The sequence below is a fragment of the Microbacterium sp. zg-B96 genome, assembly GCF_030246865.1.
Classification (GTDB): Bacteria; Actinomycetota; Actinomycetes; order Actinomycetales; family Microbacteriaceae; genus Microbacterium.
This window is the reverse complement of record NZ_CP126738.1, coordinates 1,384,493-1,409,255: the sequence shown is the minus strand read 5'-3', so window position 1 is coordinate 1,409,255 and position 24,763 is coordinate 1,384,493. Positions and strand designations below refer to the sequence as shown.

The window sequence follows — 24,763 nt, the reverse complement described above, 5'->3', positions numbered from 1 at the left end:
GTTAGGGTTCCGTCAACGACCGAGAAAGGCTCCGAGATGCTGCCGGATCTCACACAGTACATGTGGATCGCCTGGCTGTCTCTCGCCCTCGTGTTCGTGATCATCGAACTGCTCACCTTCGAGTTCACATTCCTCATGCTCGCCGCGGGCTCCCTGCTGGGCGGACTCGGCGTGAACCTGCTCGGCGGCCCCTGGTGGCTGCAGGTCGCTGCCGCCGCAGCCCTGTCGGCGCTGTTGCTGTTCACGATCCGGCCGCTGCTGCTGCGGACGCTGCACGGCGGCAAGGAACGCGAACGAACCAACGTCGATGCCCTGTACGGCATGGGCGCGCGCGTCGTCGCACCGTTCGTGGACGATCTCGGCTCGGTCAAGCTCGACAACGGCGAGACATGGACCGCCCGCCTCAGCGCAGACGCCGCACCGGTCGTCGTCGGCGACCGCGTACACGTGGTGACCGTGCTCGGCTCCGCCGTCGAGGTGGCCCCCTCCCCCACTCGAGAAAGGACGTCGGACGATGGTTGACGTCGGCGCGTTCGTCGGACAGATCTTCGTGATCGTTCTGCTGGTGGTGCTCGCGATCTTCGTGATCGTGGTGATCTTCCGCTCCATCCGCATCATCCCGCAGGCCTACGCCGGTGTCGTCGAACGCCTCGGCCGGTATCTGCGCACCCTCAACCCCGGGCTGAACCTGCTCGTGCCGTTCATCGACCGGGTGCGGCCTCTGGTGGACATGCGCGAACAGGTGGTGTCGTTTCCGCCGCAGCCGGTGATCACCGAGGACAACCTCGTGGTCTCGATCGACACCGTGGTGTACTTCCAGGTCACCGACGCCCGCGCGGCCACCTATGAGATCGCCAACTACCTCGGTGCCGTCGAGCAGCTGACCACGACGACGCTGCGCAACGTCGTCGGCGGACTCAACCTCGAGGAGGCGCTGACCAGCCGCGATGAGATCAACGGCCAGCTGCGCATCGTGCTGGATGAGGCCACCGGCAAGTGGGGCATCCGGGTGTCGCGCGTCGAGCTGAAGGCGATCGACCCGCCGCACTCGATCCAGGACTCCATGGAGAAGCAGATGCGCGCCGAGCGAGACCGTCGCGCGGTCATCCTCACTGCGGAGGGCTCCAAGCAGTCGCAGATCCTCGAGGCCGAGGGCCGGCGACAGGCGGAGATCCTCAGGGCCGAGGGCGACAAGCAGGCCGCGGTACTGCGGGCGCAGGGCGAGGCCGAGGCGATCGAGACCGTGTTCCGTGCGATCCACAAGGGCAACCCGGACGACAAGCTCCTCGCCTACCAGTACCTGCAGACCCTGCCGAAGATCAGCGAGAGCGCATCGAGCAAACTGTGGATCATCCCGAGCGAGTTCACCGAGGCCCTCAAGGGCGTCAGCAGCGCGTTCGGGCCGAAGGCGACGGATGCCACGCCCGGCCGACCCGGACCCACCGCCCCGTGATACACCCGTGGTTCGAGCGGCCGTCGCCGCGTGTGCTGGCCCATCGCGGTCTCATCCCTGCCGACGCCGACGGTATCGCCGAGAACAGCTTCGCCGCCGTTGCCGCTGCCCACGCCGCGGGCGCCGCGTACATCGAGTCGGACTGCCACCTCACCGCCGACGGCGAGGTGGTGCTGTTCCACGACGCCGATCTGTCCCGGGTGATCGGCGACCCGCGCCCGGTGTCGCGGGTGCCGCTGGCCGAGCTGGAACGACTGATGGCCGGCATCGGAGGTCTCATCTCGCTGCGGCAGGCGCTGGAGGCGTTCCCCGACGTGCGGTTCAACCTCGACATCAAGTCAGAGGCCGCCGCCGTACCGGTGGGCCGGATCGTCGCGCCGCACGCCGAGCGGGTGCTGCTGGCGAGCTTCTCCGACGTGCGTCGCCGGACGGCGCTGGAGGCCGCCGACAGGTTCGGTCGCGGCATGCGGCCCGCCACGTCTGCGGGAACAGCGACAATCGGGCGGGTGGTGTCGGCGATGGCGATGCGGTCGCGGCCGCTGGTGCGCCGCGCGCTGGCGGGCGTGGACGCGCTGCAGGTGCCGGAACGGCAGGGGGCGGTGCGGATCGTCTCGCCCCGCCTGATCGACGCGGCGCATGCGTGCGGCGTCGAGGTGCATGTGTGGACGGTGAACGACCCGCTGCACATGGCACGGCTGCTCGATCTCGGGGTCGATGGTCTGGTCACCGACCGGGCCGATGTGGCGCTGCGAGAGGTCGCCAAACGTCGCTGAGGGCGCCCCTTCGGTGGGGCTGGGGATCGGCTGTGAATGCCACCCACGCGGGGCTCGTTCGGAGTATGCGCACAGGTCGCAGCGCTATACCTGAACAGGCGACGAGAGGACCACACAATGGCAGACCGCAGCTTGCGCGGCATCCGACTCGGCGCGTCCAGCCTACAGAGCGAGGACGGCGTCGTATTTCATGAGCGCACTACCCACACGTACGTGTGCACCGAGTGTGGCAAGGAGACCAGCCTGCCGTTCGCGGTCGATGCTGAAGCGCCCCAGACCTGGGAGTGCCGCACCTGCGGGGCCGAGGCGGTATTGCGCGTCGGCGACAAGACCGTCGAGGTCGATCACAGCGGCGACAAGATCCCGCGCACGCACTGGGACATGCTGCTGGAGCGGCGTACGCTTCCCGAGCTCGAAGAGCTGCTCGAGGAGCGTCTGTCATTCATCCGTGAGCGACGCGGCACCAGCCAGGACGTGACGGCGAAGAAGAGCGCCTGACGACTCAATCGGATTCGACGACGCCGGTCCCTTCGGGGGCCGGCGTCGTCGTTGTTGCACGCTCGGCTCGACGCCGCCGCGCCAGGTGCGCTCCGGCGACGAGGGCCAGCGCCAGGATGCTGCCCCAGCCGAGAATCAGTTTCACCGTCGCGCCCACGATGACCGCGGGCGTCAGCCCGGTGCGCAGCGGAACGTCGGTGAGCATGGCGCCGGCCTCGCCTGCGGGCAGTGCGTCGATCACCGCGCCGTCGGGCGCGATCACCTGACTGGTGCCGACCGTCGACAGGTTCACCACCGAGCGACCCGTCTCGATCGCGCGCATCCGCGCGAAGGCGAGCTGCTGCAGGTTCTCGTCGGTGTCGCGGAAGTCGGCGTTGTTGGTCTGCAGCATGTAGACCTCGGCGCCGTCACGGGCGCCCTCCCAGATGACGTCGTCGTAGATGACGTCGAAGCAGATCGCCAGGCCCACATCGATCCCGTCGACGTCGAACACCGGCGGGTTGGTGCCCGGGGTGTACTCGCGCTGGATGAGCCCCACCAGGTCCGGCACGATCGCCTCGAAGAACCAGCGGTCGGGCACGTACTCGCCCATCGGCACCGGGACGCGCTTGTCGTGCAGCGCCACCGGGTTGTCGGCGCCCGGCTCCCACAGCATCGAGGTGTTGTAGCCCGCCTCGTCGCGGGTGGTGGCCGCGTTGACGATGAGCGGCGCGTCGATCGTCTCGGCGAGGCGGTCCAGCGTCCTGGCGACCGATTCGTTCTGCAGCGGGTCGGCGTCGATGCCGCCCTCGGGCCACAGCAGCACGTCGAGGTCCTCGTCCAGCAGCGGTTCGGTGGCATCCAGCTGCGACTGGAAGACGTCGTACGCCTCCCGCTCGTCGAAATACGCCGCCGGGCCGTTGCCCTGCACCGCGCCCACCCGCAGCGACCCGGCGGGTGTCGTGGGGAACGCGGGGGTCAGCAGCAGCACCGCGAGGGCGACCACGGTGGGAAGGGCCGTCTGCCAGGTGCGCCAGCGCCCCAGCCGCGCCCATTCGATCGCGGCGGCGGTGGCGAACACCATCACGAAGGTGAGCCCGGCCACGCCCGTCCACGACGCCAGATGCGCCAGCGGGCTCTCGGACTGACTCATCCCCAAGCGCGCCCAGGGGAAGCCGGTATAGGGCCAGGAACCCATGAACAGCTCTCGAGCGGTCCACAGCCCCGCCACGAGGGCCGGAAGCGCGAGCAGCCGCCCCCAGGTGCCGCCCAGCACCTGCGGCATCCACCGGTAGGCCAACGCGATGAGCAGGGACCCGACCGCCCAGAGCAGCGTCTGCAGCCCGGCGAGGGCGAACCACGGAATCGCGCCGAGGTAACGGGTGATCCACACGATGTGCGTGAAGAAGAAGGAGGCGCCGAACACCGCGCCCACCAGAAGCGCTCCCCCGCCGGAGCGGCCGATGAGCGAGACCAACGCGAACGCGATGCCGACGAATGCCAGCGGCCACCAGCCCACATCCGGATAGGCGAGATCCAGTACCGGGCCGCCGACGAGCGCCGCCAGCAGTGCCACCCACAGGGGCACCAGCGGGCGCGGCAGCGGGGCGCACGCGGCGGTGCGGTTCATACGCCGCTGTACGCGACGATGCCGCGTCGCACGGCGTCGAGGGCTTTGCGGGCGGTGGCGGCGACGGGGCCGTCCGCGACGAGCGACAGCTGGTCGAGCAGGTCGATGGTCTGCTTGGCCCAGCGCACGAAGTCGCCGGCGGCGAGGTCCGCCTCTGTCAGTACGCGGTCGAGCATCCCGCCGCGCGCCCAGGTGTGCATCGCCTGCGCCAGCCCGGTGGCCACCGGTTCACTGCCGGGGAGGTGGTGGTCACGCTCCAGGTCGTCCAGCTGTGCCCACAGCAGCTGCGTCTCGGTGAGCGCGGTGCGGAACGCCCCTCTGGGCAGGCCGTACTCCCCCGGCCCCTCCGAGTCGCGGCGCGGTTCGTAGACGAGGCAGCAAGCCAGGGCTGCGAGCGATGCGGCATCCAGGTTCTTCCAGATGCCGCGGCGCAGCGCTTCGGCCACCAGCAGATCGCGTTCGCCGTAGATACGGCGCATCGTGCGCCCGGCGGCGGTGAGCGTCGTGCGCCCGTCGTCGTCGACCGCGACGTAGTCCAGCGCGGTGAGCACGTCCACAACCCGGTCGAACACCCGCGCGACGGTGCCGGTGCGCGTCTCGATCTCCCGGCGCAGCTTGTCGGTACGCCGCTTGAGCTTGAAGTAGCGCTCCCCCCACCGGGCGTGGTGCTCACGGTCGGGGCAGCTGTGGCAGGGGTGATGCTGCATGCGGCGGCGCAGCGACTCCATCTCCTGCTGACGCTGGCGACGCAGCTTGGCCGGCGCGGTGCGGTCTGCGCGGTTGAGCTTCTCGAGGTCGGTGAGCTCACGGCGCAGCCCCGCGTACTCCACGAAGTCGCCGCGGTCGCAGGTCTGCGCCTTGCGGTAGCCGGCGAGGGATTCCTCGGCCTCGCGCACCTGGCGGGCCAGGCCTACGACAGACCGGTCTGCCTGGAACTGCGCGAACGAGGATTCCAGGATCTCGCGTGCCCGGGCGCGACCGAACCGGTCGATGAGGTTCACGGCCATGTTGTACGTGGGGCGGAAGCTGGAGTTGAGCGGATAGGTGCGCCGGGAGGCGAGCGCGGCGACCGCCTGCGGGTCCACGCTCTCGGTCCACTGGATCACCGCGTGACCCTCGACGTCGATGCCGCGCCGTCCGGCCCGGCCGGTGAGCTGCGTGTACTCCCCCGACGTGATGGCTACGCGGGCCTCGCCGTTGAACTTCTCGAGCTTTTCCAGCACGACGGTGCGGGCGGGCATGTTGATGCCCAGCGCCAGCGTCTCGGTGGCGAAGACGGCCTTGACCAGCTTGCGCCGGAACAGCTCCTCGACGACCTCCTTGAACGCCGGCAGGAGCCCGGCATGGTGGGCGGCGATGCCCCGTTCCAGGTTCTCGCGCCACTCCCAGAACCCCAGCACGCCGAGGTCTTCGTCGTTCAGCGCGGCGGTGCGCTCCTCGACGATGCGGCGGATCTCGGCCCGTTCGTCGGCGTCGGTCAGCTGCAGCCCCGAACGGCGCACCTGCTGCACGGCGCCGTCACAGCCCGCGCGGCTGAAGATGAAGAAGATCGCCGGCAGCAGGTTGGCCCGCTGCAGCAGCTGCACCACCTGGGGTCGGTCAAGCCGCTCCACCCGCTCGACGTTGCTGGGGCGCACCGGGCGTCTGCCGCCGCGCTGCGGGCGGCGGTGAGTCGACTCGTAGCCGCCGTGGCGGGCGCTGTTCATGCCCTGGGCGCGACGATTGTTCTCGAACGTCGCTCCCTTGACCGACCGGATGCGCATGAGCTCCTGGTTGACCTGGGCGGTGGCGATGCCGGCGCGGTCGTCGAACAGCGGCAGCAGGTCGCCGCGCACCAGCATGTGCTGCTCCAGCGGCACCGGCCGGATCTCGGAGACGATCACCTCGGTGTCGCCGCGCACGGTGTCGAGCCAATCGCCGAACTCCTCGGCGTTGGACACCGTCGCCGACAGCGACACCAGCCGCACGCTCGGCGGCAGGTGGATGATGACCTCTTCCCACACCGCGCCGCGGAACCGATCGGCCAGGTAGTGCACTTCGTCCATGACGACATAGCGCAGCCCCCGCAGCGCCGGCGAGACGGCGTACAGCATGTTGCGCAGCACCTCGGTGGTCATCACCACGACCCGTGCATTGCCGTTGATGTTGGTGTCGCCGGTGAGCAGGCCCACTTCGTCGACGCCGTAGACCTCCTGCAGCTCACGGAACTTCTGGTTCGACAGCGCCTTCATCGGCGTCGTGTAGAACGCCTTCACCCCGGGTTCGCGCATCGCCAGGTGAACGGCGAACTCGCCGACGATCGTCTTGCCCGCACCGGTGGGTGCGGCCACCAGTACGCTGCGACCATCCTCGAGGGCGTGGCATCCGGCGATCTGGAACGAGTCGAGCGTGAACCGCTGCTGCTCGGCGAAGTCGGCGGTCAACGGATGCCGGCGCGCTTCGGAGGCCGCGGTGTACCGGTCCGCCGGGCTGGGTGCACTCACAGGGCGGACCCCGGCTGCAGCAGCGCCGCATCACGCTTGCTGCGTCGTCGGTCGAACAGCATCGACAAACCCGCTGCCGCGAAGAACAGGACGACGAGGATGCCGGCGAGCAACAGCATGCTGACGGCATCCGCCGCGGGCGTCGCGACCGCGGCGAAGATCGTGGCGATGAGCACAGCGGCGCGCCAGCCTTTCAGGATCGCCCGGCCCGACATGATGCCGGCGAGGTTCATCGCCACCAGGAACACCGGCAGCACGAACGAGATGCCGATGACGATCATCAGTTTGAAGACGAAGTCGTAGTACTCCGCGGCGTTGTAGAAGTTCACCGCGCCGTCGGGCGTGAACGACCACATCACCTCGATCACGTGCGGGACGACCAACATGCCGACGTAGCAGCCCGCGAAGAAGAGCGGAATGGCGGCGGCGACGAAACCGACGGTGTACCGGATCTCCTTGCGGGTGAGCCCGGGCATGATGAACGCCCAGATCTGCCACAGCCACACCGGTGCGGACAGGAACAGCCCGATCGAGAAGGCGATGCGCATCCGCAGGTCGAACGCGGAAGTCACGGTGCCGAAGTTGAGCGCGGAGAAGTCGTCGCCTCGCTGTGCGGCGATCTGCTCGATCGGACCGGTGATCCAGTCGATCACGGGGTCGGTCACGATGAACGCGACGACCATCGCCACGACCAGCGCCGCGGCGGCGATCATCAGACGACGGCGCAACTCCAGCAGGTGCGCGCCGAGGGACATCCGTTTCTCGCGACGGGGCGGGTCGGGCTCATCCACCCGCTGCTGCTCGGCCGTGGCCACGTCGGGCTACGGCTTTGGTTCGGAGGGCCCGCTCACGCTGTCCGGAGCCGTCGTGGAGGCGGTCGAGTTCGCTATGCCGATGGTCGGCGGCGTGACGACGGTCGGCGGCGTGCTGGCAGGAGGGACGTCCTCGTCCTTCATCGCCTTCATCTCGCCCTTGAAAACTCGGGCCGACTGGCCGACGCTCTTGGCCAGTGCGGGAAGCTTCGCCGCGCCGAACAGCAGGAGAATGACCGCGAGGATGATCAGCAGATGCGGCCATCCGAATGCGTTGCCCATGGAAGTCTCCTCGGATTGGGGTTCGAAACAGTCTAACCCGGTACCCCGGGGCAAGCCTCAGCGGTATTGCGCGAGTCCCGCGGCTGCCCACGCGGCGGTCGCGCGGCGCGCACCGGCGGGGGCGAGCACCTCGACTTCGCCGCCCAGGCGCGCCGCGACCCGCTTGAGGCTCTGGTCGTCCGCCACCCGCATGGTCGCCGTCTCACGGTCGCGCTCGGCGACGATCTCGGCCCGCGTCAGGTAATCGCCCAGCAGCGGCGCGGTGTGGTGCGGATAGCGGATGCGCGCGACGACCTCGGTGGGGTTCGGTTCGAACAGCTCGGGCACCGGATCGCCGCCGTGCGTGATGGGGATCTCGGTGAGGGTGACGTCGCTGACCCGCTCGAGGTGGAACGTGCGCATCGCCTGGCGCATATGACACCATCCCTGCAGGTACCACTGACCGTCGGCGATGTGCACCTTGGCAGGATCGACAGTGCGGGTGGTGGGCGTGGCATCCGGAGCTTGATAGGTGAACGACACGGCCACGCCGCGGCGCAGGGCATCCGCCACGGTCACGCGCACGTCGTCGACGGGACCGGGGGCGACGATCACGTCGGCCGGCACGCTCGCCGCGCCGCGGGCGAGTTTGGTCAGCAGGGACTGCACGACCCCGTTGTCGCCGACGCCGGGGAGCGTGGCCGCCAGCTGCAGACCCGCCAGCAGCGCGGCGGCCTCACGAGCGGTGAGCCGAGGGGCCCGCTCGAGTCCCACGGTGTTGGTGATGACGATGATGTCGCGCTCGTCCAGCAGGTCCCAGTCGATGTCGAACAGATCGTGGGGCAGCTGCCAGAAGCCGCCGTCGCCGGGGCGCCCGATGACGGTGAGCTTCTGCACCATGTCGCGCATCTGGTCGGGGGTGACCTCGAACTCGTCCGCCGCCTCCGCGACCGACACCTCGCCCTTGCCGATCAGGTATGGCACCAGCTGCAGGATGAGCGCCGCCCGCTCGGTGGCGTGCATCGGCCGGGCGTTCATGCCGAGACTCCGTCGGCGATGGCATCCGCATGCAGGGCGAGCGTCGCCTTCAGTCGGCGGATCACCTCGTCGCGCAGCACGGCGGGTTCCACCACGCGAACCTCGGGTCCGTAGGAGGCCAGTTCGTCGGAGAACACGTGGACGTCGACGTAGGGCACGAGGATCCCCTGTTCGGCCGGCTGCGCGCGTCGGCGCAGCCGCAGCGACGCCTCGGTGCCGGGGTGGACCTCCAGCAGGGCGCACTGCCGGGCGGCCACATCGTCCAGACCGGCCACGGCGCGCTCCCCGGCACCGTCGCGCAGCGCCGGGTCGAAGCTCTCGCGAGTGAGGGTCACGTCGCCGACGATGCGGGACAGGAGGAACGTGCGCTCGGCGCCCTGATCGAGGTCGAAGCCGTGGACGTGCCAGCGCGATTCGTAGTCCACCAGCGCCAGCGGGCGGATGCGACGCACGCGCGGGCGCTCCTCCCCCGGTTTCAGGTACGGGAACGACACCACCCGCGTCTGCTCCATCGCGCGCTGCAGCGGCGCGAACGCGGGCGTTCGCACACTCAGCCGCGGTGAGAAGCCGAGGATGGGCTCGTCGACGTCGTTGCCGAGCGCGCGGATCTTGCGCAGCCCGCTGCGTGCTTCCGCCGACAGCGAGCTTTCGCTCCACACTCCCCCAGCAACTGCCAGCACGGCGAGTTCGGCGGGGGTGAAGGAGATGTCCTCGGGCAGGCCGTACTCGTCGTTCGGCACGCGGTAGCGGGCTTCGCGCAGGTCGTCCGGGTCGGCGTAGTCGCCGATCGTCTCGATCGGCACGCCCAGGCCCCGCAGGCTCTCCTTGTCGCGCTCGAACATCTTCTCCAGCGCGTCCTTGGACGCACCGGCTTCGGCGTGCTCCCGGTAGCCCGCAACCGACGCGAGGATCGTCTCCTTGGTCAGCCCCTGGTCGGTCGCCATCAGCGCGACGAGCAGGTTGACCAGGCGCTCCTCGGGTGCGCTGCGGCTCGACGGGGCGGCCAAGGGTGCTACTCCGCGACCTCGTCGAGACCGAGGATGTCGATCACGAACACGAGGGTCGCTCCCGGAGGGACGGCGCCTTGCCCGGCATCGCCGTACGCCTGGTCCGGCGGGATCACCGCGAGGATCTGCGACCCGACGGTCTGCCCTTCCAGTGCGGCGGCGAATCCGGGAACGACCTGGTCCAGCGACAGCGCGGCGGAGGTGCCCGTCTCCCATGTGGAATCGAAGACCTCACGCTCGTCCCAGGTGACGCCGGTGTAGTGCACGCGCACCGGCTGGTCGCCGGTGACGACCTCGCCGTCGCCCTTCTTGAGAACCTGCACGACGAGCTCGTCCGGCGCCTCGGCGTCAGGGACGATGACGCCGGGGGTGCCGTCGGGGGCCAGGACCACGCTGGGCATGCCACGGCGATCGTTGTACTGATCGGCGCCGTCGGCCTTGCCGAGGTACACCTTCTGCAGGTCGATGACGAAGACCGCGGAATCGCCCTCCTGCAGCCCCAGGCTCTGCGCGGCTTCGGGCGCGAGGTCGTCCGGCGCGATCGCGCCGACGATGAGCGAACCCTCGGTGGCACAGTCGAGCATCTGGGCGATGCCGTCGTAGAACTCGGCCCACTGCGAGACCGGCGCCACCTGGGTGCCGCTCTGCACGAGCGTCTCCCCCGTTGTGCCGCTGGCGATCGTGATGTCGAACACGACATCCTGCGCTTGAGAGGTGACCGTGGGGCCCTCGCCGACGGTGATGTCCTGGAACACCGTGTCGTCGGCGTGTACCGGTGCGGACAGCTCCACGGTGTCGCCCGACACCGTGATCAGGTCGAGCACCGACGCGTCGGAGGCAGCGCGATCACACGACGCTCCGCTGGAAGCGGGCGTACAGCCGACGAGGGCGAGAGTGGACAAGCCGATGACGGCGGCGATGGCGGGAATCCTGCGCACCGGTACAGCCTAATCGGTGGCGGCGTCCGTCTCGGTCGATGCCGCGATGCGCGCGCCGTCGACGGCACGCTGGGCCTCACGCACGCGCTTGCGCAGGTTCTTGTCGGTGATCTCACGGTCACCGACCGCACCGGGCGTCCACAGCTCGACGTCCACATCGGCGTACGACGGCTTCTTGAGCGCCCGCTTGCGCACGTCCGGCGGCACTGCGCCCGGAGCGAGGCGACGCGCGGTGATCAGGAACCCGGTGTGGGCGACCATGCGGTGGTCGGGGCGTACGGCGAGTCCCTCGACGTGCCAGCCGCGCACCATCGTCTCGTTCGCCTCGGGTTCGGTGTACAGCCCGGTGCCGCGGATGTACTCCGCAACGCGGCTCAGCTGGGTCGCAGTCGCGACGTAGCACAGCACCACGCCACCAGGCGTCAGTGCGTCGGCCACCGCGTCGATGCACTCCCAGGGGGCAAGCATGTCGAGCACGACACGGTCGACGGATGCGGGTTGCACCGCCTCGGGAAGCGCGGCGACCAGGTCGCCGACGACGACGTCCCAGTTGGCAGGCGGTGCCCCGAGGAAGGTCTCCACATTGGCCTTGGCCACGTCGGCGAACTCCTCGCGGCGCTCGAACGACACCAGATGCCCGGTGCTGCCGATCGCCCGCAGCAGCCAGAGCGACAGCGCACCCGACCCGACGCCGGCTTCGACGACGGTCGCGCCGGGGAAGATGTCGGCCGACGCGAGGATCTGCGCGGCATCCTTCGGGTACACGATCGCCGCGCCCCGGGGCATGGACATGACGAAGTCGCGCAGCAGCGGCCGTAGCGCGAGGTACTCGTGCCCGCCACTGCCGGTGACGACCGAGCCGTCGGGAAGGTCCACCAGCTGCGCGTGACGCAGCACGCCGTGGTGGGTGTGCAGCTCGCCGCCCTCACGCAGGGTGATCGTGTGCAGACGCCCCTTCGGTCCGGTCAGCTGCACCCGGTCGCCGTAGCGGAACGGGCCGGTGGGTCGGGTGAGATCGACGCTCATCGCGCCTCCTTTGCGCGGTGGTCGGCATGAAGCGCCATGAGATCCGCGACGGTGCGGCCCTCCAGCGTCGGCCACAGCGCGTGAGCGCCGACGCCGGTGAGCGAAACCATGAGGGGCACGCCGATCGTCGTCGCCCCGGAGGCGATCGCCGATCGCAGCCCGTTGGGCGAGTCCTCGATCGCGACGGCCTCGTCGGGGCTGATCCCGAGCAGTTCGCAGGCCTGCAGGTACGGGTCGGGGAACGGCTTGGGCCGGGTGGCGTCGTCGCCGGCGATGATGACGTCGAATGCGTCGAACGGCATCTGCGACACCACCGTCTCAGCCATGCGCCGCAGCGACATCGTCACCAGCCCGGTCTTCACCCCGGCCGCGCGCAGGCTCACCAGCAGCTCCTGGGCGCCGGGGCGGAAGGGGTTGCCCCGTTCGCGCAGCTGGTCCATCACCTGACCGGTGAGGTGATCGACGATGGCATCCTCGTGCATGCGCACGCCGGCGTCCTGCAGGATGCGGGCGGAGTCGTGCAGGCCCAGCCCGACGAGCGTCAGTGCCTGCTCGTGCGACCAGGTGCCCCCGTAGCTTTGCACCAACGGTGTCTCGGCGGCCATCCAGTACTGCTCGGTGTCGACCAGGGTGCCGTCCATATCCCACAGCACGGCACGAAGGGTTGGAGCGGGGGCTGTCACCTCCCTATCGTACCGGCGCGTGCCGCGCCACCCGCCCGCGCCGGCGGCACGCGGCCTATCCTTGGGGGGACGAAGGGAGTCGTGTGGAGGGACTAGGACGACGCGTACTGGTGGCCGCGTTCGACGGCTGGAACGATGCCGGCGAGGCCGCATCGGCCGCTGCCACGCTGTTACGCGAAGAGGGCTCGTACGAGCCGGTCTTCTCCGTCGACCCCGAACTGTACTTCGACTACCAGTACACGCGGCCGCAGATCAGCCTCGACGCCGAGGGCCGTCGCGTGCTGCGCTGGCCCGAAACGACGCTCTGGCGCCCCTCGCGTCGCGCGCGCGGCACGCAGCTGTGGCTGCTCACCGGCGTCGAGCCGGCGCGCGCCTGGCAGGCCTTCGCCAGCGAGATCATCGACGTCGCGCTGCGCGAGGACATCACCGGGATGGTCTCGCTCGGCTCGATGATGTCGGACGTGCCGCACACCCGCCCCATCTCGGTGTTCGCCGGCAGCCACAACGAGGAACTGCGCACCAAGCTCGAGCTGGAGAAGTCCACCTACGAAGGACCCGTCGGCATCCTGAGCGTCATCGATCAGGCAGCGGATGCCGCCGGCATCCCCGCCGCCTCCCTCTGGGCGAGCGTGCCCCACTACGTCGCCGGTCACACACCATCGCCCAAGGCGACGCTCGCGCTGCTGGACAAGCTCGAGGACCTCACCGGCGCCCGCGTGCCCCGCGCGGCGCTCGCGACGGAGGCCGCCGCGTGGGAGGCATCCATCGACGCTGCGGCTGCGGAGGACGAGGAGATGACGGAGTACATCCGTCAGCTCGAGCGCACCCGCGACACGTGGGACTCGCCGGAGGCATCGGGAGATGCGATCGCGCAGGAGTTCGAGAAGTACCTGCGTCGCCGTGGCAGCGGCGAAGGCCCCACCAAGCCCGGCCGCGACGAGCCGCCGCGCCGCTGAGGCGGGCGGCTCGCCCCGGCGTCAGGGCTGGAGCACGCCCATCGACAGCAGCACGAGCAGCACCGTACCGAGCGCGACGCGGTAGATCACGAACGGCAGGAAGCTGTTCTTGGAGATCCACCGCATGAAGAACGCGATGACCGCCAGCGCCACGGCGAACGCGATGACGGTGGCGACAAGGGTCTCCGGAAGGGTGAACGGACCCTGCTCGTCCCAGCTCTTGAACAGCTGGAAGAACCCACTGCCGAAGACGGCCGGGATGGCCAGCAGGAACGCGTAACGGGCGGCGGCGGCGCGTTCGTAGCCGAGGAACAGGCCCATCGTGATCGTGCCGCCCGAGCGGGAGACGCCGGGGACGAGGGACAGGGCCTGCGCGAAGCCGAAAGCCACGCCGTGGGGGTAGGTGATGTCCTTCAGCGCACGACGCTTGGCACCGACGATGTCGGCGATCCCCAGCAGGATGCCGAACACGATGAGCATGGTGGCGACCAGCCACAGCGAGCGGAACACCGTCTCGATCTGATCCTGGAACAGCAGCCCCAGCACCACGATCGGGATGCTGCCGATGATGATGAGCCACCCCATGCGGGCGTCGGGGTCGTTGCGGGGCGCCTTGCCGGTGAGCGAGCGGAACCACTGCGTGATGATCCGCACGATGTCGCGCCAGAAGAACACCACGACGGCAGCCTCGGTGCCGATCTGGGTGATCGCGGTGAACGCCGCGCCCGGGTCCTCGGCCCCGGGGAGGAACTCGCCCAGAATGCGCAGGTGTGCGCTGGAGGAAACAGGGAGGAATTCGGTCAGACCCTGGACGAGACCCAGGATGATCGCCTCGAAGAAATGCATGCGCGCCTTTCGGGTGACTGCGTCAGTAGCTGCGGAGCAGGTCGGTGAGGACGGCCTGCCCGAATACGAGGGCGTCCAGCGGGACTCGTTCATCGACCCCGTGGAACATACCGGTGAAATCGAGCTCGGCGGGAAGGCGCAACGGGGCGAAGCCGAAGCCGGCGATGCCGAGGTACGCGAGCGCCTTGTTGTCGGTGCCGCCGCCCATCAGGTACGGGATGACCGGGACCCCGGGATCGTGCCGGCCGAGGGCGGCGACCATCGCGTCCACGAGCGAACCTTCGAACGGCACTTCCAGGCCGATGTCGCGGTGGACCACCTCGATCTCGACGTCGGACCCGACGATCGCGGCGATATCGGCGAGCACGGCGTCTTCGGTGCCGGGGATCGTGCGCACGTCGATGAGCGCCTCGGCGGTGTCGGGGATGACGTTGTGCTTGTAGCCGGCGGTCAGCCCGGTGGGGTTCGTGGTGGTCCGCAGCGTCGAGCGGAGGAACCCCGCGGCGGGCCCGAACCGGTCGGCGACGGCATCCGGATGCCGCGTGTCGCCGTCGACGAGGGCGGCGAGTCCCTCGACGAGCTGGCGTGAGGTCTCGGTCATCGCCAGCGGCCACTCGGTGCGCCCGAGTGCCGCGACGGCCTCGGCAAGGCGGGTGACGGCGTTGTCTGGGTGCAGGCGGCTGCCGTGGCCGGCGCGGCCCCGGGCGCGCAGCCGGATCCAGATCAGGGCCTTCTCCCCCGTCTGCAGCAGGTACGCGCGGCGGTCGCCGGCGGCAATCGAGTACCCGCCGACCTCGCTGATGGCCTCGGTCGCGCCGGCGAACCACTCCGGCTGGTCGCGGACGACCAGAGCCGAGCCCTCCACGCCGCCGTTCTCCTCGTCGGCGAAGAACGTCACGATCACGTCGCGCGCCGGCTGCTCGCCGGCGCGCAGCAGTTCGCCGACGGAGCTGAGGATCATGGCATCCATGTCCTTCATGTCCACCGCCCCGCGCCCCCACAGCATGCCGTCACGGATCTCACCGGCGAACGGGTCGACGCTCCAGTCCGCTGCGATCGCGGGAACCACGTCGAGGTGGCCGTGCAGCACGAGGGCGGGCTTGTCGCGGTCACGGCCCGGCACCCGCGCAGTGACGTTCGTGCGGCGCGGGATCGGCTCGAAGTACTCGGGCTCAAGACCCAGGCTCTCGAGGTAGGCGCCGACGTATTCGGCTGCTTCGCGCTCGCCGCGGGCATTGCCGCCACCGAAGTTGGTGGTGTCGAAGCGGATCAGATCGCGGGCCAGGCGCACGACCTCGGGAAGGTCGGCATCGGTCTCGGGCATGCGACTACGCTACCGGTGCCGCGGCGGCCCGCCGTGCCGCGCTGGTTCGAACATGCGTTGCGATCATGCTAGGCTCGACCCTCGGTTGCGCAAGCGATTTCACCCATGCGCGGGTGGCGGAATAGGTAGACGCGCTAGCTTGAGGTGCTAGTGCCCGAAAGGGCGTGGGGGTTCAAGTCCCCCCTCGCGCACAGAACGGAAAAGGCCCCCGAAAGGGGGCCTTTTTCGTGCCCCGGTGGTCACGTTCGTCGTGCCGCTTCCCCGCATCCCCGGCCGTACCCACCCCGGTTTGGGGCGCGTATCGTTCCCCGAACCACCGGCATCCGGGGTTTGGGGCGCGTATCGGTCCCCGAGCCACCGGCATCACCGGTTTGGGGCGCGTATCGGTCCCCCGGGGAGGGTCAGCCCAGTGTGACGCCGAACGCGAGGCCCAGCAGGTACGTGATCGCCGCGGCGCCGAGGCCGATCGCCAGCTGACGCAGCGCGCGGCGCAGCGGCGGCCCGCCGGAGAGCACCCCGACCATCGCGCCGGTGACCATGAGCGCGATGCCGACGAGCACGAGCGCCAGTACGATCGCCACCGTCCCATCGAGGCCGAACAGCCAGGGCAGCACCGGGATCACGGCACCGGAGGCGAAGAACAAGAAGCTGGACAGCGCCGCACCCCAGGCGCCGCCGACGGCCTCATCCTCATCGACGGCTTCGACCGGACGCCGGTACGGCACGGATCGGTCGGCGGCCTGCGCGGCCGACACCACCCGGCGCGCCCGCTCCAGTGCGTCGGCCGCGCTCATCCCCCGCGCCCGGTACACCAGGGCCACCTCGTTGGCGTCGAGGTCGAGATCGGGCAGCGCGGCGTCGACGTAGTCGCTGGGCCCGGTGGCCGCCAGCATCTCCCGCTGCGACCGGACCGAGACGAACTCCCCCGCCGCCATCGACAGTGCCCCGGCGAGGAGCCCCGCCACCCCGCTGAACAGCACGAACTGCGCCCCGACACCGGTCGCCCCGATGCCCATCACGAGCGCCAGGTTCGACACCAGGCCGTCGTTGGCGCCGAACACCGCGGCGCGGAAGGTTCCCGACAGCCGCCGGCGACCGCGGGCCGCGAGCCCCCGCACCACCTCGTGGTGCACCTTCTCGTCGGCCACCATCGCGGGCGTGGCATCCGGCTCGTTGTCGTACGGCGACCGCCCCTCGGCGTTCTGCGCGAGCGCGAGCACGAAGATCAGGCCGAACCGGCGGGCCATCCAGCCGAGCATCCGGGTATCAAGGCTCGGCCGCGGCAGTCGGGCCGGCTCGCCGCCCAGCAGCTGCACCCAGTGCGCCTCGTGGCGCCCCTCGGCCTCGGCCAGGGCCAGCAGGATCTCGCGCTCCTCCCCCGATCGGCGGGCAGCCAGCGTGCGGTACACGTGCGCCTCGGCCCGTTCGTCGACGAGGTACTGCGCCCACCGGCGGCGTACCCGTGGCGTCGGAGGGGTCGGCGCGGGGACGGGCGCGCTCATCGGGCCTCCGGTCGGGTGGGGTCAGGGACTTCTACACGGTAGTGACGCCGGCTGGCCGCGAGCGGCGCAACGCGACGATTGCCAGCATTTCGGGGTTCCGAACGGATGCCGCGCGGCGCGCGCCTACGAATGAACGCGGCGACGCAACAGCTCGATGCGCGCCTGCAGCTGGGCCACCGTCGCGTGCGAGACGGCCGGACCGCCGCACAGCCGCCGCAGTTCGGCGTGCACCGCGCCGTGCGGCTCCCCGCTCTGGCGCGCATAGACGCCGACGAGACTGTTCAGCAACTGCCGCTGCTCCTTGAGCGTGCGGTGCAGCGCCGGCGGCAGCGTCGTGGCGACATCCGTGCCCGTGGCATCCGCGACCTTCGCCTCACCCGCCTCACGGGTCTTGCGGTGCCGCGACTGCCGGGCCTGCCGCTGCATCAGCAGCTCATGGACGTGTTCGGGCTCGAGCAACCCCGGCAGCCCCAGGAACTCCTCCTCTTCGGGAGTGCCTGGCACGGCGAGCTGTCCGAACTCCTTGCCGTCGAACAGCACCCGGTCGAAGTGCGCCACCGATCCGAGCGCCTGGAAGGTGAACTCCTCGGTGAGCGAATCGGATGCCTTGTCATCGCGCTCGGCCTCGGCCAGCAGCGTGTCTTCGAGGCCGTCGTCGTCGCCGGATTCGCGGTCCAGGGCGTGGTCGCGCTCGCGCTCGAGCTCGTTCGCGAGGGCCAGCAGCGGCGGCACGTTGGGCAGGAACACGCTGGCCGACTCGCCGCGGCGGCGAGCGCGCACGAAGCGCCCGATGGCCTGGGCGAAGAACAGCGGCGTGGAGGCGCTGGTGGCATACACGCCCACCGCGAGCCGCGGCACGTCGACGCCTTCCGACACCATGCGCACCGCCACCATCCACCGCGACGTGCTGTTGCCGAACTCTTCGATTCGACCGGATGCCGCGGGGTCGTCCGAGAGCACGACGGTGGTCGGCTCTCCCGTGATGTCCCGCAGGATCGCCGCATACGCCCGGGCGGCGGTCTGGTCGGTCGCGATGACCAGGCCACCGGCGTCGGGCACCTCCTGGCGCACTTCGCTCAGCCGCCGGTCGGCGCTGCGCAGGACTGCGGGGATCCAGTCGCCCTGCGGATCCAGCGCGGTACGCCAGGCCTGCGAGTTGATGTCCTTGGTGTTGTCCTGCCCGAGGTGGGCTTCGTACTCGTCGCCGGCCTTGGTACGCCAGCGCATCTGCCCGGCATAGACCAGGAACAGCACCGGACGCACGACACCGTCGGCAAGCGCCCGCCCATAGCCGTAGTTGTAGTCGGTGCGGGAGAGACGGATGCCTTTGGAGTTCGGGTGATATTCCACGAATGGAATGGGCGCGGTGTCGCTGCGGAACGGCGTACCGGACAGCAGCAGCCGGCGCGTGGCGCGGTGGTACGACTCCCGCAGCGCCTCCCCCCAGCTGAGGGCGTCACCGCCGTGGTGCACCTCGTCGAGGATCACCAGGGTGCGCGCGTCCTCGGTCAGGCGCTGGTGCACGGAGGACTTCACCGCGACCTGCGCGTACGTCACCGCGACGCCGTGGTAGTGCCGGGCCGGGGCGACGTGACGGTTGCTGAAGTTCGGGTCGAGGCGGATGGACACGCGCGCCGCGGCATCCGCCCACTGGGTCTTCAGGTGCTCGGTGGGCGCCACCACGACGATGCGGTCGATGATGCGCCGCCGCAGCAATTCGGTGGCAAGTCTCAGGGCGAAGGTCGTCTTTCCAGCGCCCGGCGTCGCCGCCGCGAGGAAATCGCGGGGTCCGCCGCCGACGCCATCGGGGCCGTCCATGGCGAAGTACTGGTCGAGCGCTTCAGCCTGCCAGGCCCGCAGGCGCTGGGCTGTGCCCCACGGTGCGCGCTGTGGGAAGGATGGCGAGAGGTGCTCGGCAGCGAAACTGCCGAAATGCTCCTGCTGCTGCTCATCCACGACGGACCAGCCTAAGTCAGTCACTGAGGGGCTAGCCTCGGAGTCGGTCACAAAGCCGAGGAGGAACCATGCGGCCCAACGATCCAACCCCTGAAGATCAGCTCCCCCCGTTCGCCCCGAGCGACATCGCGCACCCCTGGCGGCGCATGGTCGCGATCGGCGATTCGTTCACGGAGGGAATCGGCGACCCCGATCCCTCTTCCCCCGGCGGGCACCGCGGCTGGGCCGACCGCGTCGCCGAAGTGCTGGGCTCGCAGGTGGACGACTTCGCCTACGCCAACCTGGCGGTGCGCGGCAAGCTCATCGGACAGGTCATCGCTGCGCAGATCGAGCCGGCGCTGGCCCTCAACCCCGACCTCATCACGTTCTCCGCCGGCGGCAACGACGTGATCCGCCCGGGCTCGGACCCCGATGCCGTCGCCGCCCAGTTCGAGGATGCCGTCATGCGGCTGACCTCCACCGGCGCGACCGTGCTGGTGTTCACCGGGATCGACACGAACTTCACGCCGGTCTTCCGCGGCATCCGCGGTCGCGTGGCGATCTACAACGAGAACATCCGCGCCATCGCCGAGCGCTACGACTGCATCGTGGCCGACCAGTGGGCGCTGAAGGAAGTGCAGGACATGCGCTTCTTCGACGACGATCGGTTGCACTACAACACCCTCGGCCACCACGAGGTCGCCCGTATGGTGATGCGGGCGCTCAACGTGCCCAACGACCTGCAGCCGATGCAGCCGGAACCGCTCCCGCGCCCCACCTGGCGTGCGGCTCGGGTGAACGATTTCGTGTGGGCACGGTCGCACCTCATGCCGTGGGTGCTTCGCCGCGTGCGGCATCAGTCCTCCGGCGACGCGATCACCGCCAAGCGTCCCGATGCCCTGCCCATGACGACGCTGGCGCCGGGGCCGGATGCCGCGGACACGCCGCGCGAGCCGGCGTAGGGACGCGGTACTCTCCGAGCAGGAGTCGTTCGTCCCTCGAGCAGTGAAGGGAATTGCCCGTGGCTATGAGTGGTCGATCTGACGAGTCGAGGCTTCGGTCGGTGCTCCGATGGATGAGCGTCGCGGCCATTCTCGTCGCGGCCCTGCTCGTTGCACTGTTCATCGGCGGCTTGGTCGACTCGAACTCGGCCCAACTTGTCGCCGCGGGCAGCGGGTTCGCCGCCGTCATGGCGGGCTGGTCATCGGGTTATGCGGCAATCAAGTCAAAGCTGCGTGCCACGCCCTAGGTAGCACTCTGCGACGATGAGTGGATGAGTTCGCCTGCACCGGATCCGGCACTCGTCCCCGAGTTGCTCGTCAGTGACACGAGCAGGAGCATCGAGTTCTGGTGCGGACTCTGCGGGTTTGAGATCGCCTATCAACGCCCCGAAGAGGGCTTCGCCTACATCAACCTCGGCTCCGCGCACATCATGCTCGAGCAACGCGGCATCGGCCGGAATTGGATCACCGCACCGCTGGAGAATCCGCTTGGACGAGGCATCAACTTCCAGATCAGCGTCCCCAGCCTCCACCCGATCTTGGCGGCGCTGGGCGAGCACTCCTCCCCCCTGTTCATGGAACCGGAGACGAAGTGGTACCCCATCGGGGACCACGACGAGGCCGGGGTGCGTCAGTTCCTCGTGACCGATCCCGACGGGTACCTCATCCGCTTCCAGGAGTCACTCGGACACCGACCGCGCAGGCAGACGCCCTAGCTGGGGCCGTCATGCGTCAGCGACCACAACGCCACCGCGCTCGCGGCCGCGACGTTGAGCGAGTCGACGCCGCCGAACATCGGGATCGTGACGACGGTGTCCGCCGCTTCCAGGGCGCGGCGCGACAGTCCGTCGCCCTCGGCGCCGAGCATCAGCGCCACCCGCTCGGGCCGGGCTGCGGCGAACTCGTCCAGCGGCACGGCGCCGTCGGCGAGCGCGAGGGCGGCGAGGTGGAAGCCCGCCTCATGCAGGATGCCGCGCGCTTCGGGCCACTCCGGCAGCCGCGTCCACGGCACCTGGAACACCGTGCCCATGCTCACCCGCACACTGCGGCGGTACAACGGATCGGCGCAGCGCGGCGACACCAGCACGGCATCCGCTCCCAGCGCCGCAGCGCTGCGGAACGCCGCGCCGACATTGGTGTGATCGACGATGTCCTCGAGAACGACGACCAGCCGGGCGCCGGCGACGACGTCGGCCACTGCGGGTTCGGCGGGGCGGTGCATGGCGGCGAGCGCACCACGGTGCACGGCGTAGCCGGTGAGCTGCTCGGCCACTTCGGGCGGTACGACGTACACCGGTGCGTCGCCGGCGACCTCGCGGACATCCTCGAGCCACTTCTCCTGCACCAGCACCGACCGCGGCCGGTGCCCCGCCGCGACGGCTCTCGCGATCACCTTCGCCGACTCCGCGATGTACAGGCCGCCTTCCGGCTCCAGCACGCGGCGGAGCGCGACGTCGGTGAGGTCCCGGTAGTCGGCGAGCCGCGGATCGGTCGGGTCGTCGATGCGCTCGATAGGCATTGCTCCACTCTCCCACGCGGTGCCCCAGTCGCCGGGATGCGGAGATCCGCCGAAACGCGGGGCCCTGGCCCCCAGGCATCCGCATTCCGGCCGATCACCGCACTCCGGCAAACCCTGCGAGCCCTGATGCCCGAAACGAGGAGATCCGCCGGAGCGAGGGCCCCACACGCCCAGGCATCCGCGTCCCGGCAGATCCCCTCATCCCGGCACACCCGAAGCCGAACCCGGAGCCAGCCGTAACCTCCCGGCAAACTCGGGAGCCTAGACTCGGCGGGTGACCACGGTGCTGCAACTCGACGCGCCGACCGCTGAGCTGGTCGGCACTGCCGTCGCCGCGCTCGCCGGCAGGCGCATCGCGGTGCTCACCGGCGCCGGGGTGTCCACCGACTCCGGCATCCCCGACTACCGCGGCGAGGGCGCACCGGCGCGCACCCCGATGACCGCGCAGCAGTTCCTCTCCAGCGAGGCGGCCCGGCGCCGCTACTGGATCGGCAGCCACCTGGGCTGGCGGGCCTTCGCGAGCGCCTCCCCCAACGCCGGGCACACCGCGCTCGCCGCCCTCGAGAACGCCGGCATCGCGACGGGCGTCGTCACGCAGAATGTCGACGGCCTGCACGTTCGCGCCGGCAGCCGCCGCGTCGTGGAACTGCACGGCACCATGCGGCGGGTCTTCTGCACGCACTGCGGGCAGGTGTTCGACCGCCGCGACCTCGCCGTGCGTGTCGAAGCCGCCAACCCCTGGCTCGATGTCCCCGACGACGTACTGCTCGGTCCCGACGGGGACGTGCTGCCCGAGACGGCGGACGGGTTCGTCGTTCCCGACTGCAGCGTGTGCGGCGGCATGCTCAAGCCGGACGTGGTGTTCTTCGGCGAGTTCGTGCCGATCGAGCGCTTCCAGGAGGCCGAGCAGCTCGTCCGCACCAGCGAAGCCCTGCTGGTGGCGGGCTCGTCGCTCGTGGTCAACTCCGGCGTCCGCCTGGTCGAGCGCGCACGGCGCCGCAAGCTCCCGGTCGTCATCGTCAACCGGGGCGTCACCCGGGCCGACCAGCATGCCACCGTCAAGATCGACGGCGGCACGAGCCCGGTCCTCACCGCACTCGCCGAGGCGCTCGCCGCACAGTGAGGCTTCTCCCTGGAACCCGCGGTTAGGCTCGAAACGTGACCCTGCTGACCCTTGTGCGCCACGGCGAGACCGACTGGAACCGCGCCAGGCGCATCCAGGGAGCCACCGACATCCCGCTCAACGACACCGGTCGCGCGCAGGCACGCGAAGCGGCCGAACGCCTGCGGGCACGCCTGGACCCGGCCGCCCCGGTCTTCGTGGTCTCCAGCGACCTGTCCCGCGCCCGCGAAACCGCCGAGATCATCGCCGACGCGTTAGGCCTTCCGGCGCCGAAGCTGTATGCCCAGTTGCGCGAGCGCGCGTATGGCGAGGCTGAAGGGGTGGATGCCGCGGAGTTCCTGGAGCGGTGGGGAGACTGGCACGCCGCCGAGATCCCCGGCGCCGAACCGCTGCCGGACCTGCGTGACCGCGCCCTGGCGGGCCTGCAGCAGATCGCCCGTGACGTGCGCCGCACCACTGCGCCTGGTTCGGCATCCGTCATCGCCGTCGCGCACGGCGCGCTGATCCGCGAGATCATCCGCCACGCCACCGGCGGACAGCTCCCCCCGGTGGGATTCCGGCTGCCGAACGGGTCGAGCTACGACCTGCTGCTGGAGCGCGACCGGCTGCGGCTGCTGTCGGATGCCGGGGTCCCGGCCGACGCTCGCGCCGTTTAGCGTCCGTCTTCCGCGCGGCGCAGCAGAGTGCGGGCGTGCCGCAGCACCGGCTCGTCCACCATGCGCCCCCGGTATGTGAAGACCCCACCCTCGCGCTGCGCGGCCACCAGCACGTCGCGCGCCCACGACAGCTGCTTCTCGGCGGGCCGGTAGGCGGCGCGGATCACCGCCACCTGGGTGGGGTGGATGCAGGCGGTTGCTGCGAATCCGCTCGCGGCGGCATCCGCGGCCTCACGGGCGAGCCCCCTCACATCGGCGATGTCCAGATGCACCGCGTCGATGGCTGCCTTGCGCTGGGCCCCCGCCGCCACCAGTACGCGCGAGCGGGCATAGCGGGCGACGTCGCGGTAGCGCCCGGTGGGCTTGCGGCTGGACGTGCCGCCGAGCGAGGCGACGAGGTCCTCGGCGCCCCACATCAGCGCCGTGACGTTCTCCAGGGCCGCGATGGGCTCGACCGCGTCCACCCCGCGCGCGGTCTCGCACAGCGCGATGACGCGGTACCGGCCGTCGATGCGGGCGATGCGCTCGGCGGACTCCGCCTTCGCGATCATGATCGTGCGGATGTCGGTCTGCGACAGGGTGGCCAGGTCCGCCTCGAAGTCGGGCGTTTCCACCGGGTTGACGCGCACGATCACCCGCTCCGGGTCGAGGTCGGCGTCGATCAGCGCGCCGCGGGCGGCGGTCTTCGCGGATGCCGCGACGGCGTCTTCCAGGTCGATGATCACCCCGTCGGCGCGCGCCAGCGCCGACGAGAACCGCTCGGGCCGGTCGGCGGGGCAGAACATCAGCGCCGGGCCGGCGTCGAATGCGCTCACGCGGGGTCCTCCTCGTGGGTGCGGCACCACATCAGTGCCGTGCGGGTCGCGATGGCCACCACCTCGCCGTCCTGGTTGCGCCCGGTGTGGCGCATCGTCACGATGCCCTCACCGGGGCGCGAGGCGGACAGGCGGGTGTGGATGATCTCGGTGTCGGTGTAGAGCGTGTCGCCGGGGAACAGCGGCGCGGGAAAGGTGATGTCGGTCAGTCCCAGCTGGGCGACGAGCGTGCCCTGCGTCAGCTGTCCGACGGATGAGCCGATCATGGTGGCCAGCGTCCACATCGAGTTGACCAGCGGACGGCCGAACGGCTGCGTGCGGGCGTAGGCCTCATCCACGTGCAGCGCCTGCGCGTTCATCGTCAGCGCCGAGAACAGGGCGTTGTCGGCCTGCGTGATGGTGCGGCCGGGGCGGTGCAGGTAGCGCGACCCGACCTCGAACTCCTCGAACCACAGCCCCCGCTGCACGATCTCGCGCGCCGCCTCCGGGGTGTGGGCCATGTCGT

At 70.1% G+C, this 24,763-nt stretch carries 26 protein-coding genes and 1 tRNA gene; 11 read left to right on the top strand and 16 right to left on the bottom strand.

The features are described from left to right. Positions 1-36: 36 nt before the first annotated feature. The 4 genes from QNO11_RS06465 to QNO11_RS06450 all read left to right on the top strand — a co-directional run bounded on the left by QNO11_RS06465 (position 37) and on the right by QNO11_RS06450 (position 2,724). Positions 37-522, top strand: coding sequence for an NfeD family protein (locus QNO11_RS06465; protein ID WP_257509889.1), 486 nt, complete (start codon positions 37-39; stop codon positions 520-522). Beyond that, the gene (locus QNO11_RS06460) at positions 515-1,453 is read left to right on the top strand and encodes an SPFH domain-containing protein (protein ID WP_257509890.1); all 939 of its coding nucleotides are present in this window, start codon (positions 515-517) and stop codon (positions 1,451-1,453) included. The genes QNO11_RS06465 and QNO11_RS06460 overlap by 8 nt, the downstream gene beginning before the upstream one ends. Further along, entirely contained in the window at positions 1,450-2,226 is a 777-nt protein-coding gene (locus QNO11_RS06455) for a glycerophosphodiester phosphodiesterase family protein (protein ID WP_257509891.1), read from the top strand. The genes QNO11_RS06460 and QNO11_RS06455 overlap by 4 nt, the downstream gene beginning before the upstream one ends. A 117-nt stretch (positions 2,227-2,343) precedes the next feature. Next, entirely contained in the window at positions 2,344-2,724 is a 381-nt protein-coding gene (locus QNO11_RS06450; RefSeq protein WP_257509892.1) for an RNA polymerase-binding protein RbpA, read from the top strand. A 4-nt stretch (positions 2,725-2,728) separates the two neighbouring features. On the opposite strand, the gene lnt is transcribed toward QNO11_RS06450, so the two are convergent. The 9 genes from lnt to QNO11_RS06405 form a co-directional block, all read right to left on the bottom strand. Next, the gene (lnt, locus tag QNO11_RS06445) at positions 2,729-4,333 is read right to left on the bottom strand and encodes an apolipoprotein N-acyltransferase (protein ID WP_257509893.1); all 1,605 of its coding nucleotides are present in this window, start codon (positions 4,331-4,333) and stop codon (positions 2,729-2,731) included. After that, complete coding sequence (locus QNO11_RS06440; protein ID WP_257509894.1) at positions 4,330-6,816, bottom strand: DEAD/DEAH box helicase; 2,487 nt, start codon at positions 6,814-6,816, stop codon at positions 4,330-4,332. Before QNO11_RS06440 ends, lnt begins: the two co-directional genes overlap by 4 nt. Further along, positions 6,813-7,571, bottom strand: coding sequence for a twin-arginine translocase subunit TatC (gene tatC, locus QNO11_RS06435; protein ID WP_257509954.1), 759 nt, complete (start codon positions 7,569-7,571; stop codon positions 6,813-6,815). Before tatC ends, QNO11_RS06440 begins: the two co-directional genes overlap by 4 nt. 66 nt (positions 7,572-7,637) lie before the next feature. Next, positions 7,638-7,910 carry a twin-arginine translocase TatA/TatE family subunit gene (gene tatA / locus QNO11_RS06430; RefSeq protein WP_257509895.1) on the bottom strand — a complete coding sequence of 91 codons (273 nt, stop codon included), beginning with the start codon at positions 7,908-7,910 and terminating at the stop codon, positions 7,638-7,640. Positions 7,911-7,967: 57 nt separating this feature from the next. Then, positions 7,968-8,927 (bottom strand): helix-turn-helix transcriptional regulator, encoded by a 960-nt coding sequence (locus QNO11_RS06425; protein ID WP_257509896.1) that lies wholly within the window; start codon positions 8,925-8,927, stop codon positions 7,968-7,970. Then, positions 8,924-9,934 carry a helix-turn-helix transcriptional regulator gene (locus tag QNO11_RS06420; protein WP_257509897.1) on the bottom strand — a complete coding sequence of 337 codons (1,011 nt, stop codon included), beginning with the start codon at positions 9,932-9,934 and terminating at the stop codon, positions 8,924-8,926. The genes QNO11_RS06425 and QNO11_RS06420 overlap by 4 nt, the downstream gene beginning before the upstream one ends. Before the next feature lie 5 nt (positions 9,935-9,939). After that, positions 9,940-10,872, bottom strand: coding sequence for an FKBP-type peptidyl-prolyl cis-trans isomerase (locus QNO11_RS06415; RefSeq protein ID WP_257509898.1), 933 nt, complete (start codon positions 10,870-10,872; stop codon positions 9,940-9,942). 9 nt (positions 10,873-10,881) lie between these two features. Continuing rightward, a complete protein-coding gene (locus QNO11_RS06410; RefSeq protein ID WP_257509899.1) occupies positions 10,882-11,898 on the bottom strand; it encodes a tRNA (adenine-N1)-methyltransferase in 1,017 nt (338 codons plus the stop codon). Continuing rightward, positions 11,895-12,581: an HAD family hydrolase gene (locus QNO11_RS06405; protein WP_257509900.1), complete on the bottom strand. Its 687-nt coding sequence runs from the start codon at positions 12,579-12,581 to the stop codon at positions 11,895-11,897. Before QNO11_RS06405 ends, QNO11_RS06410 begins: the two co-directional genes overlap by 4 nt. 83 nt (positions 12,582-12,664) lie before the next feature. Between QNO11_RS06405 and QNO11_RS06400 the strand changes: the two genes are divergently transcribed. Beyond that, positions 12,665-13,537: a PAC2 family protein gene (locus QNO11_RS06400; protein WP_257509901.1), complete on the top strand. Its 873-nt coding sequence runs from the start codon at positions 12,665-12,667 to the stop codon at positions 13,535-13,537. Positions 13,538-13,558: 21 nt separating this feature from the next. On the opposite strand, the gene QNO11_RS06395 is transcribed toward QNO11_RS06400, so the two are convergent. Beyond that, positions 13,559-14,383, bottom strand: coding sequence for an undecaprenyl-diphosphate phosphatase (locus QNO11_RS06395; protein WP_257509902.1), 825 nt, complete (start codon positions 14,381-14,383; stop codon positions 13,559-13,561). Between the two features lie 22 nt (positions 14,384-14,405). Next, complete coding sequence (locus QNO11_RS06390) at positions 14,406-15,707, bottom strand: M20/M25/M40 family metallo-hydrolase (RefSeq protein ID WP_257509903.1); 1,302 nt, start codon at positions 15,705-15,707, stop codon at positions 14,406-14,408. 107 nt (positions 15,708-15,814) lie between these two features. Between QNO11_RS06390 and QNO11_RS06385 the strand changes: the two genes are divergently transcribed. After that, positions 15,815-15,898 (top strand) — tRNA-Leu (locus QNO11_RS06385). Between the two features lie 210 nt (positions 15,899-16,108). Here QNO11_RS06385 and QNO11_RS06380 read toward each other — a convergent pair. After that, positions 16,109-17,209, bottom strand: a complete 1,101-nt coding sequence (locus tag QNO11_RS06380) for a VIT1/CCC1 transporter family protein (protein WP_257509904.1) — start codon at positions 17,207-17,209, stop codon at positions 16,109-16,111. Positions 17,210-17,332: 123 nt separating this feature from the next. Then, positions 17,333-19,165, bottom strand: coding sequence for a DEAD/DEAH box helicase (locus QNO11_RS06375; RefSeq protein ID WP_257509905.1), 1,833 nt, complete (start codon positions 19,163-19,165; stop codon positions 17,333-17,335). A gap of 68 nt (positions 19,166-19,233) precedes the next feature. Between QNO11_RS06375 and QNO11_RS06370 the strand changes: the two genes are divergently transcribed. The 3 genes from QNO11_RS06370 (at position 19,234) to QNO11_RS06360 (ending at position 20,861) form a co-directional block, all read left to right on the top strand. Next, positions 19,234-20,106, top strand: coding sequence for an SGNH/GDSL hydrolase family protein (locus tag QNO11_RS06370; RefSeq protein ID WP_257509906.1), 873 nt, complete (start codon positions 19,234-19,236; stop codon positions 20,104-20,106). A gap of 101 nt (positions 20,107-20,207) precedes the next feature. Then, the gene (locus QNO11_RS06365) at positions 20,208-20,393 is read left to right on the top strand and encodes a hypothetical protein (protein ID WP_257509907.1); all 186 of its coding nucleotides are present in this window, start codon (positions 20,208-20,210) and stop codon (positions 20,391-20,393) included. A gap of 24 nt (positions 20,394-20,417) precedes the next feature. Continuing rightward, the gene (locus QNO11_RS06360) at positions 20,418-20,861 is read left to right on the top strand and encodes a bleomycin resistance protein (RefSeq protein ID WP_257509908.1); all 444 of its coding nucleotides are present in this window, start codon (positions 20,418-20,420) and stop codon (positions 20,859-20,861) included. Here QNO11_RS06360 and QNO11_RS06355 read toward each other — a convergent pair. Continuing rightward, entirely contained in the window at positions 20,858-21,664 is an 807-nt protein-coding gene (locus tag QNO11_RS06355) for a TrmH family RNA methyltransferase (RefSeq protein WP_257509909.1), read from the bottom strand. The genes QNO11_RS06360 and QNO11_RS06355 overlap by 4 nt on opposite strands. Before the next feature lie 283 nt (positions 21,665-21,947). Between QNO11_RS06355 and QNO11_RS06350 the strand changes: the two genes are divergently transcribed. Next, positions 21,948-22,787 carry a Sir2 family NAD-dependent protein deacetylase gene (locus QNO11_RS06350; protein WP_257509955.1) on the top strand — a complete coding sequence of 280 codons (840 nt, stop codon included), beginning with the start codon at positions 21,948-21,950 and terminating at the stop codon, positions 22,785-22,787. Positions 22,788-22,822: 35 nt separating this feature from the next. Further along, the gene (locus QNO11_RS06345; protein WP_257509910.1) at positions 22,823-23,443 is read left to right on the top strand and encodes a histidine phosphatase family protein; all 621 of its coding nucleotides are present in this window, start codon (positions 22,823-22,825) and stop codon (positions 23,441-23,443) included. Here the strand turns inward: QNO11_RS06345 and QNO11_RS06340 are convergent. Together QNO11_RS06340 and QNO11_RS06335 are read right to left on the bottom strand one after the other, a co-directional pair. Next, entirely contained in the window at positions 23,440-24,228 is a 789-nt protein-coding gene (locus QNO11_RS06340; RefSeq protein WP_285169942.1) for an HpcH/HpaI aldolase/citrate lyase family protein, read from the bottom strand. The two genes, QNO11_RS06345 and QNO11_RS06340, sit on opposite strands and share 4 nt — an antisense overlap. A gap of 26 nt (positions 24,229-24,254) precedes the next feature. Next, a complete protein-coding gene (locus QNO11_RS06335; protein ID WP_257509912.1) occupies positions 24,255-24,758 on the bottom strand; it encodes a MaoC family dehydratase in 504 nt (167 codons plus the stop codon). Positions 24,759-24,763: the final 5 nt, after the last annotated feature.

What these genes read in the sequence shown, in the direction of transcription:
- QNO11_RS06465 (WP_257509889.1), top strand. Translation starts at nt 37, where the DNA reads ATGCTGCCGGATCTCACACAGTACATGTGGATCGCCTGGCTGTCTCTC.
- QNO11_RS06460 (WP_257509890.1), top strand. Translation starts at nt 515, where the DNA reads ATGGTTGACGTCGGCGCGTTCGTCGGACAGATCTTCGTGATCGTTCTG.
- QNO11_RS06450 (WP_257509892.1), top strand. Translation starts at nt 2,344, where the DNA reads ATGGCAGACCGCAGCTTGCGCGGCATCCGACTCGGCGCGTCCAGCCTA.
- lnt (WP_257509893.1), bottom strand. Translation starts at nt 4,333, where the DNA reads ATGAACCGCACCGCCGCGTGCGCCCCGCTGCCGCGCCCGCTGGTGCCC.
- tatC (WP_257509954.1), bottom strand. Translation starts at nt 7,571, where the DNA reads ATGTCCCTCGGCGCGCACCTGCTGGAGTTGCGCCGTCGTCTGATGATC.
- tatA (WP_257509895.1), bottom strand. Translation starts at nt 7,910, where the DNA reads ATGGGCAACGCATTCGGATGGCCGCATCTGCTGATCATCCTCGCGGTC.
- QNO11_RS06425 (WP_257509896.1), bottom strand. Translation starts at nt 8,927, where the DNA reads ATGAACGCCCGGCCGATGCACGCCACCGAGCGGGCGGCGCTCATCCTG.
- QNO11_RS06410 (WP_257509899.1), bottom strand. Translation starts at nt 11,898, where the DNA reads ATGAGCGTCGATCTCACCCGACCCACCGGCCCGTTCCGCTACGGCGAC.
- QNO11_RS06395 (WP_257509902.1), bottom strand. Translation starts at nt 14,383, where the DNA reads ATGCATTTCTTCGAGGCGATCATCCTGGGTCTCGTCCAGGGTCTGACC.
- QNO11_RS06390 (WP_257509903.1), bottom strand. Translation starts at nt 15,707, where the DNA reads ATGCCCGAGACCGATGCCGACCTTCCCGAGGTCGTGCGCCTGGCCCGC.
- QNO11_RS06380 (WP_257509904.1), bottom strand. Translation starts at nt 17,209, where the DNA reads ATGAGCGCGCCCGTCCCCGCGCCGACCCCTCCGACGCCACGGGTACGC.
- QNO11_RS06370 (WP_257509906.1), top strand. Translation starts at nt 19,234, where the DNA reads ATGCGGCCCAACGATCCAACCCCTGAAGATCAGCTCCCCCCGTTCGCC.
- QNO11_RS06360 (WP_257509908.1), top strand. Translation starts at nt 20,418, where the DNA reads ATGAGTTCGCCTGCACCGGATCCGGCACTCGTCCCCGAGTTGCTCGTC.
- QNO11_RS06355 (WP_257509909.1), bottom strand. Translation starts at nt 21,664, where the DNA reads ATGCCTATCGAGCGCATCGACGACCCGACCGATCCGCGGCTCGCCGAC.
- QNO11_RS06340 (WP_285169942.1), bottom strand. Translation starts at nt 24,228, where the DNA reads ATGTTCTGCCCCGCCGACCGGCCCGAGCGGTTCTCGTCGGCGCTGGCG.
- QNO11_RS06335 (WP_257509912.1), bottom strand. Translation starts at nt 24,758, where the DNA reads ATGGCCCACACCCCGGAGGCGGCGCGCGAGATCGTGCAGCGGGGGCTG.